The sequence below is a fragment of the Psychrobacillus sp. FSL K6-1267 genome, assembly GCF_038003265.1.
In the GTDB taxonomy this organism is placed as follows: Bacteria; Bacillota; Bacilli; order Bacillales_A; family Planococcaceae; genus Psychrobacillus; species Psychrobacillus faecigallinarum.
Genome location: NZ_JBBOOR010000001.1, coordinates 1,722,009 through 1,738,438, shown reverse-complemented (window position 1 = coordinate 1,738,438; position 16,430 = coordinate 1,722,009). Strand labels below are relative to the sequence as shown.

The 16,430-nt window shown below is 37.4% G+C and carries 14 protein-coding genes; 2 read left to right on the top strand and 12 right to left on the bottom strand.

Features of this window, described 5'->3' with window-relative positions; translation table 11 throughout:
• Nucleotides 1-4: 4 nt before the first annotated feature.
• From MHB55_RS08650 to MHB55_RS08595, 12 genes are all read right to left on the bottom strand, one after another.
• Entirely contained in the window at nt 5-1,630 is a 1,626-nt protein-coding gene (locus MHB55_RS08650; RefSeq protein ID WP_191697437.1) for an extracellular solute-binding protein, read from the bottom strand.
• Between the two features lie 67 nt (nt 1,631-1,697).
• Nucleotides 1,698-2,570, bottom strand: coding sequence for a carbohydrate ABC transporter permease (locus tag MHB55_RS08645; RefSeq protein ID WP_151110216.1), 873 nt, complete (start codon nt 2,568-2,570; stop codon nt 1,698-1,700).
• A gap of 63 nt (nt 2,571-2,633) precedes the next feature.
• Nucleotides 2,634-3,566 carry an ABC transporter permease gene (locus MHB55_RS08640; RefSeq protein ID WP_225216080.1) on the bottom strand — a complete coding sequence of 311 codons (933 nt, stop codon included), beginning with the start codon at nt 3,564-3,566 and terminating at the stop codon, nt 2,634-2,636.
• A 163-nt stretch (nt 3,567-3,729) separates the two neighbouring features.
• Nucleotides 3,730-4,374: a YesL family protein gene (locus tag MHB55_RS08635; RefSeq protein ID WP_191697436.1), complete on the bottom strand. Its 645-nt coding sequence runs from the start codon at nt 4,372-4,374 to the stop codon at nt 3,730-3,732.
• 67 nt (nt 4,375-4,441) lie between these two features.
• The gene (locus MHB55_RS08630; RefSeq protein ID WP_340863036.1) at nt 4,442-4,957 is read right to left on the bottom strand and encodes a hypothetical protein; all 516 of its coding nucleotides are present in this window, start codon (nt 4,955-4,957) and stop codon (nt 4,442-4,444) included.
• A 135-nt stretch (nt 4,958-5,092) separates the two neighbouring features.
• Nucleotides 5,093-6,523, bottom strand: a complete 1,431-nt coding sequence (locus tag MHB55_RS08625; protein WP_191697434.1) for an extracellular solute-binding protein — start codon at nt 6,521-6,523, stop codon at nt 5,093-5,095.
• Between the two features lie 75 nt (nt 6,524-6,598).
• Entirely contained in the window at nt 6,599-7,663 is a 1,065-nt protein-coding gene (locus MHB55_RS08620) for an alpha/beta hydrolase family protein (protein ID WP_340863035.1), read from the bottom strand.
• A 12-nt stretch (nt 7,664-7,675) separates the two neighbouring features.
• Nucleotides 7,676-9,484 carry a hypothetical protein gene (locus MHB55_RS08615; protein WP_340863034.1) on the bottom strand — a complete coding sequence of 603 codons (1,809 nt, stop codon included), beginning with the start codon at nt 9,482-9,484 and terminating at the stop codon, nt 7,676-7,678.
• Nucleotides 9,485-9,497: 13 nt separating this feature from the next.
• Nucleotides 9,498-10,733, bottom strand: coding sequence for a DegT/DnrJ/EryC1/StrS family aminotransferase (locus MHB55_RS08610; protein ID WP_340863033.1), 1,236 nt, complete (start codon nt 10,731-10,733; stop codon nt 9,498-9,500).
• Between the two features lie 17 nt (nt 10,734-10,750).
• Nucleotides 10,751-12,421 (bottom strand): hypothetical protein, encoded by a 1,671-nt coding sequence (locus MHB55_RS08605; RefSeq protein ID WP_191697430.1) that lies wholly within the window; start codon nt 12,419-12,421, stop codon nt 10,751-10,753.
• Between the two features lie 431 nt (nt 12,422-12,852).
• Nucleotides 12,853-13,116 carry a DUF3886 domain-containing protein gene (locus tag MHB55_RS08600; RefSeq protein ID WP_191697429.1) on the bottom strand — a complete coding sequence of 88 codons (264 nt, stop codon included), beginning with the start codon at nt 13,114-13,116 and terminating at the stop codon, nt 12,853-12,855.
• A gap of 13 nt (nt 13,117-13,129) precedes the next feature.
• On the bottom strand, nt 13,130-14,314 hold the full coding sequence (locus tag MHB55_RS08595; protein ID WP_191697428.1) for an acetyl-CoA C-acetyltransferase: 1,185 nt from the start codon (nt 14,312-14,314) through the stop codon (nt 13,130-13,132).
• 108 nt (nt 14,315-14,422) lie between these two features.
• Between MHB55_RS08595 and MHB55_RS08590 the strand changes: the two genes are divergently transcribed.
• Together MHB55_RS08590 and MHB55_RS08585 are read left to right on the top strand one after the other, a co-directional pair.
• The gene (locus MHB55_RS08590; protein WP_340863032.1) at nt 14,423-15,319 is read left to right on the top strand and encodes a hydroxymethylglutaryl-CoA lyase; all 897 of its coding nucleotides are present in this window, start codon (nt 14,423-14,425) and stop codon (nt 15,317-15,319) included.
• Between the two features lie 11 nt (nt 15,320-15,330).
• Nucleotides 15,331-16,257 (top strand): alpha/beta hydrolase, encoded by a 927-nt coding sequence (locus MHB55_RS08585; RefSeq protein WP_340863031.1) that lies wholly within the window; start codon nt 15,331-15,333, stop codon nt 16,255-16,257.
• The last annotated feature ends 173 nt before the right edge of the window (nt 16,258-16,430 follow it).

Genomic DNA, 16,430 nt, shown 5'->3' with positions numbered 1-16,430 from the left:
GAGATTATTTCCATTCTCTTTCTGTGTAGCCTTTTGCTTTAATACCTTCGTTTGTTTCCTTGATGATTGCTTCTCCACCTCGTTTCATGTACTCATCTACTAGGCTATCCCAATCAGAAATCGGTCTTTGGCCAGCAATCATTTTGGATTGCTCGTTCATAATGAACTGAGTTAGATCTGTACCTTTTTCTTGGTTAGTTGGAGACATAACCCCATATGATGGATCCACATATAATTTATTGGCTTCAAACATTTCTTGTAAAGATTGAACCATTTCCTTCATCTCTGGCATTTTGTAGTCATCAGCATATGTGATATTTGCATCTGTTGGTACTTGCTCACGATTGTCTAAGAAATAAGTTGAAGGAGAAAGCCCATCTGATGAGAAGTTTGGCAATTGAACAGCCTGCCCGTCTTCCATGTTATATCCTTTACCTTCTCCACCTAAATAGAAATCGAAATCCGCATTGTCTGGATTTTTCGTGTCTCTTGGATAGAATTTCTTCCCGAAGTCTACCATTTCTAATGCGCGGAAAATCTTACCTTCATCACCAGCCATTTTTGCATTAAGTGCTAGAATTCCTGAATAGCCAGATCCGATTGTAAAGCCTTTTGATTTATCAGGTGCTTCAAAAGGAGGAATTGCTACTAAGTGAGCGTCTGGATTTGCTGCTAATAATCCCTCAAAGTAAGCCTCTGACATACCTGAAACCCCACCAACAAATATTCCAGCCTTGCCAGAATAGAACTCAGTGTTTGTACTAGCCCAATCAAGTACTGCGAAATCCTTCGTCATCGCACCTTCTTTATAAAGGTTAGCGAAGAATTGAATCAAATCTTTTCTTCCTTCAGAAATGATACCTGGGATATAATTGCCTTCCTCGTCTTGGTGGTACCATGCATTAAAATCCCAGTATGTTCCCATGTTAAAGTTCGGGTTAATATTTTCTCCAATTGCAACCCCATAAGTATCATTTTTACCATTACCATCCGGATCTTCCTTCGTAAAGGCAATTGCAACCTTCTCTAATTCTTCATAGTTTGTTGGGATTTCTAAGCCAAGCTTATCTAACCAATCCTTACGAATAACTGGCGTTACAGGATATGGTTGAGAGTAACGAGGAATACCATATATTTTGCCATTCACCTTAAAAGAGTTATAGACATAGTCTGGAATGTTTCCTAGCGTGTCATAGTGCTTAAGATAATCATCTAGTGGCAAGAACGCTCCCTGTTCAGCCCATTGATAAAAGCGTGTATCTGTGCCTGGAAAACCGATTAAATCTGGCATAGAGCCGGATGCTACTATAGCAGAAGACTTTTCAATGTAATCTCCCTGAGGTATAATTTCTGGCTTGTAGTCTACATTGAAGCGCTCGTTGATCATATCAAGTCCTGGACTTTTTAGTGGTGGCGGATCTCCAAAACGGAATGTCATCCCTGTAATTGTATACTTCTCTGTATGATCAAAAGGATCTACTTTAGGTTCCTCTTTATTTCCTTCTTCAGTCTTTGTTTCATCTGCAGGCTCTTTCGTTGGTTCAGTTTGGGCATTTTCATCGGTACAAGCTACTAAAACAAGACCAATAATAAGAATTATAAAACCATAAAACCACTGCTTACTTCTCACATTAACCCCTCCGTTACTATTTTTGTTGGCTGGTGAAAAAAATCTGCGATGTCATTACAATAGAAAGTTATCCTTTGACAGACCCAAGCATCACTCCTTTAGCAAAGTGTTTTTGTAAGAAAGGATAGACTATCAAAATTGGTAAGGTGGCTAACAAAATAGCTGCCATCTGTACCGTTTCTGGAGGTGGTAAATTTTCAAGCATGGCTGCATGCCCACCGAGTGCAGCATTAGGTTCGTTGACAATAACGATTTGCCTTAAAATTACTTGAATCGGCCATTTTGCAGGATCATTTAAATAGAGAACTCCCGAAAAATAGCTATTCCAATGACCTACCGCGTAAAATAAACCAAACGCCGCCAATGCCGGCTTAGATAAAGGCAAGATAATACGAGTAAATATTTGAATATCATTTGCACCATCTATTAACGCTGCCTCAGTTAGTTCCTCAGGAATGCCCTTAAAAAACTGAGTAATAATAATCAAATTAAAAGGACTGATTGCAACAGGGATTATAAGTGCCCATAGGGAATTTAATAATCCTGTTTCCTTTACGACGATATAAGTTGGAATCATCCCCGCTGAAAAAAGCATTGTAAATAAAACTAGAAAAAGAATTGTACGCTGACCCAAAATGTTTCTAGTTAATGAGTAAGCCATAGTGGTTGTAAACAATAGGTTAACAAAAGTACCTATTACAGTAATATAAACTGTCACAAATAAGGATCTTACAAATTGATCAGAACCTAGTATATACGTATAGGCATCAGTCACCCATTCCTTTGGCCATATGAGGAAATCGCTATTTAATACATCACTGACGCTGGAAAAAGAAACTGAGAAAATATATAAAAATGGAAATAGCATTGCAGCAGCAATAACTAAAAGAACCGTTCCATTAAAAAAATCCATTACTTTTTCTCCTGAAGATCTGAACATTAACATACCCCCTATCAAATGAGACCTTTCTTCATAGTCTCATCATCCTAAATTATCAATCTATCAATATAAACCTTCCTCCCCAAAGCGTTTTGCTAGCCTATTTGCGAGTACTACTAATATTAATCCAATAATCCCTTTGAATAAGCCAACGGCAGTAGCAAAGCTGAAATTAGCCTGTTGTATTCCCTTGAAGTATACATATGTGTCGAGCACGTTCCCAGATTCCATGTTGAAGGGATTTAACATCAGAAAGATTTGCTCGAAACCGCTATCCATTACATTTCCTAGGCGAAGAATTAGCAGAATGACAATTGTACTTTTCAATGCAGGTAGAGTAATATGCCAAATCTGTCTCATTCGACTTGCACCATCCATTACTGCAGCCTCGTATAGATGAGGGCTGATTCCTGATAAGGCGGCCAAGAACAATATTGTTCCCCACCCAGATTCCTTCCATATTACTTGAAGGATAACAATGGGCTTAAACATAGCTGGATCTGTTAAAAAAGGAATAGGATTTATATCTAGAAAGGTTCCTAGAAAGTTATTCACCAAACCTTCACTCCGAAGAAAAATAACTGTAATACCAACAACTACTACCCATGAAAGAAAGTGGGGCATATAAACAATTGATTGAAGAAACCTTTTATAAAGTTGGTTCCTTAACTCATTTAGCATGAGGGCCAGAATAATTGAGATTGGGAAAGCAAAAACAATTTGTAGTAGAGAAATTTGTAGTGTATTCCATATAACTTGCACCACTTCAGCATCCTCAAATATTAATCGAAAGTATTTTAACCCTACCCAAGGACTATCAATAAACCCTATAAAGGGACTATAATCCTTAAATGCAAGAAGTATACCGACCATAGGAATATATCGATAGATTAAAAAATATAATGCCCCCGGCAAAAGAAGTAACAATAAATAGCGATCTCTCCATAATTTTTGTTTAATGGAATTTTTCTTGGACGGCTTGGGGTTTTTCTTCAATTCAGTTACTGGAGGTACAACTGTCTCTAAGTTCTTATTTTTAGTTACAATAACCTATTTCCCCTTTCCTTTGTACTGATTCGCTAAAATGATTACCTGTATAATACCTGTATTTATAATAATATTAGTTTAAATTTTACAACTATTCAATATTTTTCTAAAATTATTTGTGGGCCGTATTAATATTGTGCCTCTGCTTAGATTCTATGATTTGAAACATCTTATTAGAGATAAAAATCAAAGCAACACCTATTAAACTTCCACCGTAAAAAGGGATTAGTCCAGGTATCTTCATCATTAAATAATAAGGAAAATAAAACCCTAAAACCATGAAAATTGCAAATAATGGGTTGGAAAGTACAATATAAATACAATCTTTAAAGTATTGTATTAGCTTCATCTGATAACCAACATAGAGTGGAAACGCATATAATAGAGCAATCAAATAAATGACCCCTAATATAAAAAAGAAAAAGGAAGCTATTAAAGCAGCTATGTTAGGCAAACTACGGAAAAATTGTAAATCTACAAAAAGAATGATGCCAATAATAACCCATATGTAACCAAATAGATTAGATTTGAGGAATTCTTTTTTATAGATTTCTCTAAAGAGTGTAAAGGACTTTATATCTTCTTCCCCATTGCTCCATTTACGAATAATGGTAAGCATTGCAACAGTAGCTGGAAAAAACCCAAGAATCCCCAGCCCTATGACCATTCCAACTAACCAAAGGATATTTACATAAGCAAGTTTCATCCCCCAGTCCATATATCGATATAATGTACCTCTCCATCCTGTCAGTTCCATACCAAACACCTCTTAGATTTATAAGATTCACGAAATATTCCATCTATTTATAATAAAAAAGGCTTATTTATAGCGTAACCGCCACGCTATATTGGCCTTTTTCGAGGTTTAACTTAAGCATTCCATTTTGGAAGTCACAAATCCCTTGTCCCTTTATAGTCTCTTTGCCATTTATCAAAATTTGAATTGGCCTCGATATTTTTAGTGAAACTGTAGTATCTTCTTTTACCTCTAACATGATCAATACGGAAGCTTCGTAAAAATATACTGAAATATTGGCATCGTTGCTCACATGACAAAAATGATTCCCTTCTATTTCAAGCGAACTTGCACCTTTAATAGAAAACTTGGATGGATACATTTCATTGTTCAGGAAAGTTATCCAAGCCTGTTTACCTAAAAATGTCATCTTGTCAGATATTAAAGCTCTTCTACTAATCTGTTCCTCTTTAGGAAAAAATAAATAGTCTACCTTTTCTTCTATTGCTCGGTCTATCTTAAACACTAAGTGAGATTCTGTTTTAGTTAAGTTATAATAAAAACCGACTTGAGGGGCACGAGGACTAAGCAAGGCTAATTTCATGCTTTTTCTCCTCCTTTCGTAGAAATATCGCAATTCAATTGCTGCCCCAACAAACTGTTTACCTTACTATTACATTCGGAGGCATAGATAAAAAAGAAATCAATTAACCTACCTGCCGTTTCATAAAAAAACTAACTATTTTTTTACTAAGGAATTTTTTCCTTCTAGTAGGTTTTGAATTCTTTGACACGTATCCTGTGATTTTTCCATATTCGCCCATAGGAATTGCATTTCTCGTTCAACTAATTCAAATTCTTCAACAGTCAGATTTAAATCCTTTATAGTTACAGCATTTGGCATCGTTTCTATAAATGCATTATAGTGTTCCGGATGAATCCCAGTCTGTAAAAGACTATTATCTTCTGCCACAGTCCGAAGCATTGGAATCGTACAGCCATTTTTCTTTATAAGCTTCTGCGCTTCCTCACCAACCATAAAATCAATAAGTGCATGTGCAGACTCCTTCATCGTACTGTCCACATTGATTCCCAAAGCACCACCTAGTAACAGGGTGGCAGACTTTTTGTTTTTAGGAGGGGGAATTACGTCCCACTGTATTTTATGGTCCCTAAATTCATTCATGAAATAATAGGTGGTTAGAATCATTGCAGCTCCTTCACGCATAAACAAGTTTTCTGCGAGGTCATTGCTACCATGAGAAAATATTGGAGAAACTTGATGCTTATACATCAAATCTACACAAAACTCAAGCGCCTCTATATTCTCTTGACTGTTCATCACTGGCTGAGAACCATCGGAACCGATAAAACGTCCATTATTTTGCAGAAGAAATACTGGCCAACGGTTTGTAGAAGAGGAAAAACAAAAACCATACTCATTAATAAGATTATCCTCACTAACTTCATTAGTAGCCTGCTGAGAAATATGCAATAAATCCTCCCAATCCTTTATTAAAAATTCTTCAGTTATCCCCGCTTTTTTAAAAATGTCCTTATTATAGCAAATCATTACTGGCGAGAAGACGAATGGCGTCAAATGAATTTTACCTTCCGTAGTAAACATATCAAAAATCTGATGATAGCTATCCTTCTCCGAATCAAGATGTGCTGGTAAATAAGGCTCTAGCAGGTCTAAACGATTTGAATCCATCAATTGTCTAAAATGATAATCCGAAACAATAAAAACATCTGGACCATTTCCATGCTTAAAGGCTTGTGAAAGATTATAGACATACTGATTATTCGGCAAAACTTCAAGATTTACCTTTATATATGGGTTAAGCTCTTCAAATCGACTAATAATCTGACGGATTGTCTCTATTTCGTAAGAGTTGGAAAACCATCCAAGTGTAATCGTTTGCTTCTGTGTTTCACAGGGCAATGTAACTCGGTTGCCCTTTCCAGCTATTTTTTCTATTAGGCCTGCGTCCACTAGTTCTGCTAATGCTTTTCGTATGGATACTCGGCTAAGCTCATACTCTTTACTCAAAGTGTTTTCTGGAAGGATAAATTCTCCAGGCTTAATCTTTCCTGTAATTATTTCTTGCTTTACCTCATGGATAAACTTGTTATAACGACTTTCAAAGTCACTTTTTCTTTTTAGCAATGCATACAACTCCCCTGCCTCAAATCTGCCCAAATTAACTATAAATACATAATATCATGTGGAAGGTTGATAGTATCACTTTTCCTTTAACCACCTATCTAAAAATAGGTAAGCCATTTGTCTAATTTCTTTTGGAAAATCATGATCAGAGTTTCCAATAAGCGTTTTAATTCGATCCCCTTGTTCTAACCATCGATATAAGGAGTTCAAATCATTCAAGCCTTGTGCAGCCGGCTTCCAGTGTGGGAATATATAATCATTTTGCCCCATCCACATAAAAAAAGGGGTTGGTGCGACCAATGCCGCTATCTCCGTAAACTCAAAAGGAACTTTACCCTCATTTATGTATTCACTTAGCTTTGGTATATGACTGAACCATTCTCGTTTACCCCATCGATGCAGTTCTGGATCCCCAGCAATTGTTGAAAAACCGCAGCTACAAACCACTGCCTTTATTCTTCGATCAACTCCAGCTAAGAAGTAGCTATTATAGCCTCCTAAAGAGTGGCCAATAGCACCTATTCTAGTGCTATCAACGCAAGTAAAATTCTCTAACAGACTAACTCCCTGCTTGTGATCAGTAATCATCTTCGCCACAGCCGACCAATTAGGATGTTGCCTATCAAAGGTTGCTGTTTGAAAAGGTTTTTCGATATCTAGAACCCGTTCTCCTGCTGTAATAGTATCAGGTGCAAGAACTACATATCCCCTCTTGGCAAGTTCAAGTCCATATTGTCTATTTTCTCTACCTTCTGGCGTACTTACATCGTCTTTCCCTACTTCACTCGTAGGATGTAAGGCGATCACTGCTGGATGCTGTAATTTATCCGAATATAAGATTTCCAAGGCATCGTTCTTACTCGCCAGATTTTTTGAGTTAACCTCTCGTGGCAGTAGCAGGTTTGCCGGCACAGTATCTCCAAAAAACGTAGCATACCTTACTTTTAGAAAATAGTATTCAGGAAATGTCTCCCATGAGGATACTTCAAACTGCGTTTTTACTAATGGCGGGATTCCTCCAATACATTCAAGCCATGTATTTTCTAATTGACTTCTCTTTTTCTCCCAGTCTTCTTTACTTCCTATTTCGTGTAAAAGGGATGAGGCCCCTTGTTGATTTAAAGTAGTTAATGTATACATTCCTGCCCTCCATCAATCTAGACTTACGCTATACAAATGACTGCCGCTCCCATAGTAAATTCTTTTTTGATAGAGAGCAATTCCGCTACTAGCCTTTGTGGGCAATTCTTCAACTAACAAAATTTCAGTGCCTGGATATTGCATATTCTTCACGAAGAGTCCTTTACTCATCAGGCAGTAAAGAGATTGAGTGAGCTCATCAAACACGAAACAAGAGCGAATAGGCTCCCCATAATGAGAGAGATTCTTTTCAGTAATAATTGTGTTGGTTGACGGCATCCATACAAAATATAAACCTTTCTCCGTCACTCCATGAACGTAATCATAACTATCCGTATAAATAGAGATGATTTCTCGTGTTCCTTTATAGGGAGCAAATTTATACTTCAATTGTTTTGTTTTTTTATCTAACACATACAAATTGGCGTCTTGCGCTTTGACCTCGGCTCCTCCTGGGGCTTCTACACTAGTTCCACCAACGAGATCCCCGTTTCTTAGCTCGCTAAGACAGATCGTACTGTGATAGGGTAAAATATTATTATTAGAAATTACAGTATGTTTTTCTGTCTCGATATGAAAGAATGCTAAAGCACCACCAACTACCCCATAACCCGGAAATCCACCCCATACGACTTCTTTTTTATCGCTCGTGGCAAGAGCACACCGTGGACGATGAATATGCTCCTCCTCTAAAATTAAGCGAGGGCTAGTAGGTTTTTCTGATTTCTGATTCATATTATGAACATAAAGCTTGCCACCTGCATAAGCTACTCCCACAAGTAAATCGCCCTGGGAGGCATAGGCACAAATATTTCCACCGCCGCCTTTTTCTAGTGCTCCAAAATTTTTAAAGGAGTTATTAGATATATCAAATTGAAAAAATTGTAGAGGATGCATGGATGTTCCATAAATGTATCCGGATATATCGAGATAAATAGTAGAGAGTTCAGCTCCATCCGACTGATAATTTAGCTGAATGGTTGTATGAACTCCAGTTTTCTTTTCTACAATTTCTACATATCTTTCCGATAGACTGTAGCTTAATATTTCATAGGATGCTTCTTCATAATGGTGTATTTTTTGAAATCCAGTTCCTCCATAATAAGATGGTGCAACATAATTAGCAGTCTGAAATTCACCCTCTGTGAACTTTAACCACTGTGAAGCTGTTAATACATCCCTCATATCTGATGCCTCCATATGCCCATAGACAAAACCATCTGTGCCAAGGTAAATATAACCTGACCCCTTTTGCCTAAGGGAAGAGGGAATTAGATTCTTTTTCTTGCCTGTTTTTAAATGAAAGGCTATTATGTCCTTGAATTCTGTACCTACTCCAATATATACCCAGCCATATTCGTCAACTGCAAGACTACTTGGATATTTTTCTTGTGAATGCATGGAGCCGTAATCCATGACACTCTTCGTTTCTGGATTATAGGATAGTAAAAAACATCGTGGATAGGTGGTGAAATAAATGTTACCTGTTAAATCCTCCGCAAAACTAAATCCAACAATTTCTTCTTCATTTTCAATCATTTGATAATCTATGAAGCGTTCCAAGAACGGGTCCAACACCAGCAGCATATTTCCTGCACCTGTATAAAATAGCCCATTACTACTAAAGGAAGCAAAAGGATATTCTTTATTTCCCTCTGGGAAAAAAACCTGTTTGGAACTACCCATGTCTATGTCAACTATTAATACAAACCCCTTTGAAGCAATAACAAATCTAGTGCCCTCCTCCTTCGTACATAAGGCAGCAGTTCGCTCTTCCTCCGCGTCAATAGGAGTCCCATGATCTATAAATTTATTATACATAAAGACCTCTCCCTTACACACGATAATGGGCTGCTACTTTATTTAACGCCGTAATCATATCCTCTATATCTTTGTTCTCAAAAAACTCATTGATATCTAGTCGAATTGCATTCTGCAAAATTCTTTCCGCGTTCGGACAACTTCCAATAGCATAATCATAGTTACCTTGGTCAAAAGGATAATGGCTATTTAAGTAAGCCTGCTTTTGTTGAAATAAAATTTGAGCGTACAGAACCTGTGGTATGTACCCAGGTGAGTTTGGTATACCCTCTGCTAATAGTGCCGTCGAGAATTCTTCACGTGTACATTTCAAAGATTCCGAGTCCAGAGTGAACATATAAAACCAGTAGCTACACCATCCACCTTTAGTAATTTTCATTGGATGAATGCCCTTCGTATTCTGTATTCCTACGGTCAATTGTTCTCCAAGTTCGTTTCGTCTCGTACAAATCCATTCCAGCTTCTTTAATTGAGCTATACCAACTGCACCTTGTAGCTCTGTCATTCGATAATTTGGTGCCAAGTATTCGATATCCCTTATAACTGACTTTTCCTGTCTTTTATAATTTTTGTCCGCAAAAGCATGTGTTGTGTAGTAATCTTCCTCTTGACCAGAATTAATACTAACAATTCCGCCATCTCCAGTAGATATATGCTTAAAATCATTTGTGCTGAAGCACCCATAATCTCCAATTGTTCCCGTCAAACGTCCTTTGTACGTGGTTAGATAGCTTTGGGCGCAATCCTCAATCACCTTTATCTTATGTTTTTTAGCAAGCTCCATGATTGGTTCCATGTCACAGGGGTTGCCAGCAAGATGAACGACGATAATTGCTTTGGTTTTCGGTGTAATTACTCTTTCGATAGATTCAGCTGTTAGGTTATAGCTATGTGGCTCCAAATCTGCAAACACCGGGACAGCGTTTTGATACAGAATTCCGATAACGGTACCTTGGTCTGTTATCGGACTTGTTATTACTTCATCACCTACTGTAACGCCAGCAGCTCCTAAGGCTACATGAAGCGCAGCAGTACCCGAGGAGGTTGCAACACTATACTTTACTCCATACATTTCATTAAAATCGGATAAAAATTGCTTGACCTTGTTGCCAAAATGATAAAAAAGAGTATTCTGCTCTAATGCTTCAAGCAGCTCCGTGGCTTCATCTAAGCCAAAGCGCTTTCCAGTACCAAAGGGAGTCGTTTTTACTTGTTGGCCACCAAATATTGCTAAAGTATTGTTTTTCATCATAAGCCCCTCCAACATTAAGCTTCTTTTAAGATGTGATTGGCAATCGAAGCAATTTTACAGTTCAATCCAAAACGTTTGACCGTTTGTGAAGTTTCAGCCGAAACAGGCAAAAGAACGACTAACTTATCCTCATATATATTCCCTTTAAGCTCGATCTCACCTAAATCGGAAATACCTATGATTTCTACTTTTCGTCTTCCTCTTACCCAATTGTTAATTTGCTTACTGGTCCAGAACGAAAAGCCTTGCTGCTTTGCAGTATGGATTAATTGGACTATAGCTTCACGAACAGGTTGTTGCTGATAAATATGAATTTGATGAAATAGAAAATGGGCCACTCCATTCACTCTTTTTACTCCTTCAAGAAAAGGTTCAATGACCGTTGCATCAGCTAATGTATGATGATTTAAATCCTGCGTCAGGAAGCCAATCTCCAACACGTCATATAGTCGATTTTTTTCATCCGCCCAAGCCATTGGAAAATAAGGTTGGCATGTTCCAAATAGGAATCCTATATTTCCTCTTTTACTTGGCCCTCTCGACTGATCTGCTTCAATCCCATATTTCTCACACCATACAAAAAATTCTCCCCACCCTTCGAATCTCGTATAATGATTTTTATTTGAAATTATATTTTCAACTTTTGTAGATTGTTGTAGCCATGTAAGCTGTGCTTCAAAGGCTTCCTGCGACCAAATGCCATCATCCTGCTCAAGCGCATTATAATGGAGTGCTATTTCATGACCATCTTTTTTTATCTGCTCATAAATAGAAGCATTATAACCAGGCGCAATCATACACCAAGTGGATTGCACATTCTCTGATTTTAGTGTATCTAGTGTTATTTGTGCTGATTCATCAACATTAAGGTCACTATCATGAGAGATCATAGCCATATGCTTCACGTCAGTTGGCCAATAATCAATAAGAGGAATAGTAAGTTGTTTATCCATTGCACATTTAACAAGATGCTCTAGAATAACCTCTCTCCATAAGTCTGCATAAGGATGAGGAAAATACGGCATTCCTGTTTGGGTAAAGATTCTATCTAAATCCCAATCTAGCTCGAAGCCATCATCTGCCTTTAAAATATCCTCATCAATATTTGCACTCCCATCTGGTGCTGGAATACCGTCTAAAGTTACTGGAGCAGTTCCTTGCTGCATAGCAACGATCGTTTGTGGTATAGGAACTGCCCAACGCTCAATCGAGCCCTTTCCGTGCTGAATTCGCTGTAGTGCATACGCATCCTCATTTAGCAATGTCCCTAACTGGCTGTGCGATAACTCTGTCCCTTCATAGGTCCAAGGTTCCGCTTGAAGATATCGAAGAGGGGTCTGTTGATTGAGAAAAGTCGAAAGCTCTGCATATCCTGCAGTGGAAATATGTTGACTTTTAAATCCTAACTTATCCTTCAGATTATTTAGTCCACCATATGCAATCACAATTCCCCCAGACTCTACATAGTTTAGTATTTTTGCTTGAGTAGCTTCAGTATCCGGGCATTGAGCGACTATCAATAAATCAAAGGAATTAAGTTGTTCCAAACTATCTATTTTTTGATAAGGGAGTCTAAAATGGTCGAGAATTTCATAAACATAACATTCAAAAACATTGTTTCCCCTCCCCCATTGCTTCTCTGCTTCCTCTCTATCTAAAAGAACCCCCAGCCTTGCCATTTTCATTAAATGGTCACTCCTCTATAGGAACAGACAGGTATATTACATGTCTATTATATTGTTATGATAATCATAGTATAATTGGATATTTTTATCAATTAATTGTTTGAAAATTTTATATATTTTTTATAATCGAGTTTTTGTTTTTGGAAATTGGATTTTCAAATGAGAGTGAGATTGCCGTAAAACAAGGCTCCATTGTAGTAATTTACACAGTTATTGTCGTAAACTGCTGCTTCTAGGAAACAGACCGATTTCAGCATAAAAGCAAAAAAAAATGTGTTTTAATTATTTTCTTTTACTTATTGAGAGGATTGTCTGCTCTAAAGATGAAGGAAAAATAATATTCTACTTATCAAATAGCCCTATGCTAATTTTTTAAAATTCCTTATCTAATAAAAAAACCTATTCACCTTTGCGGGTGAATAGGTCTTCAATTAGAACTTAGATCCACCAAAGCCATACTCATCGAGTAGCTCTTCAAAGGTTTTGTTCTTTTCTTTTTGTTTTTTTTCAAAAGCAAGCTGTGCCTGTCTTTCCTCTTCTCTTTCTTGTTCAGCTGTCACTAACTGTTGCTTCGTTTCTTTTAACTTAGCAAGAACATCCATAGAAAGCTGATCAGAAAGAGCATTACCTTCTTCTTTTACAGAAGAGGATTTTACTTGCGGCTGTTGATGTCTTTTTTGCTTTTTTTTAGCCATTTTTTCACCTACTTTATGAGCGTTTCACAATAGTAGCTACCCCTTGACCTCCACCAATGCAAAGTGTCGCAAGTCCTGTTTTAGCATTTCTCTTCTCCATTTCATGAAGTAAAGTAACGAAAATACGAGCACCACTAGCACCGATTGGATGACCTAAAGCAATAGCTCCACCATTTACATTTAGTATATCATGATTGAAGGATAGCTCTCTATCAACTGCTATAGATTGAGCTGCAAAAGCTTCGTTTGCTTCAATAAGCTCAATATCACTAAGAGATAACTGGGATTTATTCAATGCCTTTTTCACTGCCTCTACCGGACCAATACCCATTACGCTTGGATCTACTCCAGCAGATGCGTTAGCCACAATGGTAGCCAAAGGTTTTAGGCCCAATTGATCTGCTTTTTGCTTAGACATCACAACTACAGCAGCTGCCCCGTCGTTAATACCAGAAGCATTTCCAGCGGTAACAGACCCATCTTTTTTAAATGCCGGACGCAATCCAGCTAGTTTTTCCTCAGTAGACCCTTTTTTCGGATACTCATCTTTATCAAAGATAACGGGATCTCCTTTTCTTTGTGGAATTTCCACAGGAACTATTTCTTCATCAAACTTTCCATTTTCTACAGCTTCTGCAGCTCTTGCTTGTGATCGCGCAGAGAATTTGTCCTGCTCTTCACGTGAGATGTCATAACGGTCACAAAGATTTTCTGCCGTTATACCCATGTGATAATCGTTGAATGCGCACCATAGTCCATCGGAAATCATGCTATCCACTACTTTTTGGTCTCCCATCCGGAAGCCGTCTCTAGCATTCTTTAATAGAAAAGGGGCTTGACTCATATTTTCCATTCCGCCAGCTACAATTATTTCTGCATCCCCAGCAATAATTGCTTGAGTAGCAAGATGAATTGCTTTAAGTCCTGAACCACATACTTTATTTATAGTCAGAGCTGAAACCGATTGTGGAAGTCCAGCTTGAATGGATGCCTGTCTGGCAGGGTTTTGTCCTAGACCTGCTTGAAGCACGTTCCCCATGATTACTTCATCTACTGATTCCTTTTCTACCCCTGCTTTTTCTAACGCCTTATCAATAACGATAGCCCCAAGTTTAGTTGCTGGTACATCCTTTAATCCACCCTGGAAAGAACCAATCGCTGTTCTAACAGCACTTACGATCACAACTTCATTTGTCACGTGAACTTCCTCCTTAATATTCCCTTTTTCAATAAAATCTAATAAATCAAATTAAAAGTTTGCTTGTTCAACCATCCATTCATTACAATAAAAGAGGGAGGGATGAATATGTATAGTTTACCAAATAAAGTGACAATAATCGAGGTAGGACCAAGAGATGGCCTACAAAATGAAAAAAATGAGGTTCCAACAGAAATAAAATTAGCTTTTATTGAACAGCTACAACAGGCTGGTATAGAAGAAATGGAACTAAGTTCTTTTGTATCACCAAAATGGGTTCCACAAATGAAAGACTCAAAAGAGATCGTTACGAAAGTTAAAAAAGTGGGTAGACAATTTGTACTAACACCAAATAAAAAAGGTGTAGAGCTAGCAATGGAAAATGGAGCTACTAGCTTCGCAGTTTTCGTAGGTGTATCAGATAGCTTTAACCAAAAAAATATTAACAAAACTACAAGAGAAAGTATGGATGAATTAAAGCCTATTGTGGAAAAACTAATGGAAGATGGACATTTTGTCCGAGCATGTATTTCTACTGCGTTCTATTGTCCTTTTGAGGGTGCGGTCGATCCACAAAAGACATTCGATCTATGCAAGGAATTCGTGTCATGGGGAGTAAACGAACTTAGCGTAGCAGATACCATTGGAATGGCGAATCCAAAAGAAAGCTATAATTTATTCCATGCTATAAAAAATGAATTTACGAATACGTTAATTACTGCACATTTTCATGATACTCGCAAAATGGGGATTGCCAATATATTTGCAGCCCTACAGGCCGGTATTTCAAGATTCGACACATCTGCAGGTGGCTTAGGAGGATGTCCTTTTGCACCCGGTGCCACAGGAAATGTAGCAACTGAGGATGTTGTGAATATGCTACATAAAATGGATATTTCCACCAATATCAATATGGACGAATTATTAAAAGCAGTCAATATCGTTGCTCCATATGTTTCCAGACCAATTGAGACAGGGATGTATAGATTATATAAGAGCAAGTAGGAGCTGAGCTTATGAAAAAAAGAGTTATCGTTTGGACGAGTATTTTCACAAGTATTCTTACAGCAGTAGCCACTGTGTTTGGTTTTTTTCTCACGAATAAACTCATGTACATGAAGAAAAAAGAAGATGACTTTATTTACAATCGAGAAATTACTTCCAAACGTTTAGATGAGGTCTGGTTTAATGCTGTAAACAAATTAGAACGGTGGATACCCTCCAAGAATGGTTACTCTCTGAAAGCGATTTTCATTGAACCTCTCCAAACGAAGAATTATGTCATCATTTGTCATGGTGTTACTGAGAATAAGATTAATTCGCTACGTTTTGTAAGAATGTTCGAAAGACTTGGCTTTAACAGCGTCGTCTATGATCATCGTAGACATGGTGATTCTGGAGGTAAAACGACAAGCTTTGGTTATTACGAAAAAATGGATTTACAGGCAATAGTGGAAGCAGTAAGGGAACGTGCAGGCGAAAAAGCGGTAATTGGGATACACGGGGAGTCAATGGGAGCAGCCACCACCCTACTATATGCCGGTTCAATTATTGACGATGCAGACTTCTATATCTCAGATTGCGCTTTCTCTGATTTTGAAGACCAGGTTTATCATTTACTTACCCAAACCACACCACTTCGCTCTAGCTTAGCCATCCGATTTGCTAATCTCTTTTTAAAATGGCGAGATGGTTACACCTTGAATTTGGTATCTCCGATTGATGTAGTAGATAAAATAGAAAAACCTGTTTTATTTATTCATAGTATGGAGGATGATTTCATCTTGCCAAAGATGACAGAAGATTTATACGAAAAGAAAAAAGGACCTAAAATGCTCAAATTATTCGATATAGGAGCACACGCTAAATCGTTTAATGAAAATAGCAATGAATATGAAGAAGTTGTATCAGATTTTTTAAAGCAATATAGCTTGCTAGGGTAATAATAGGCATTTCTAATTTCATTTTAAACGATTAGTATTCCATTATTTTAGCATATTTAATAAAATTTTAAGATTAGGATTCCAATATAGAATTGGAATCCTCTTTTTATTTTTATTTATAATAGATAACAAATCGTTAATAATTGAAATCTTTACATAATAAATTCAGTGTG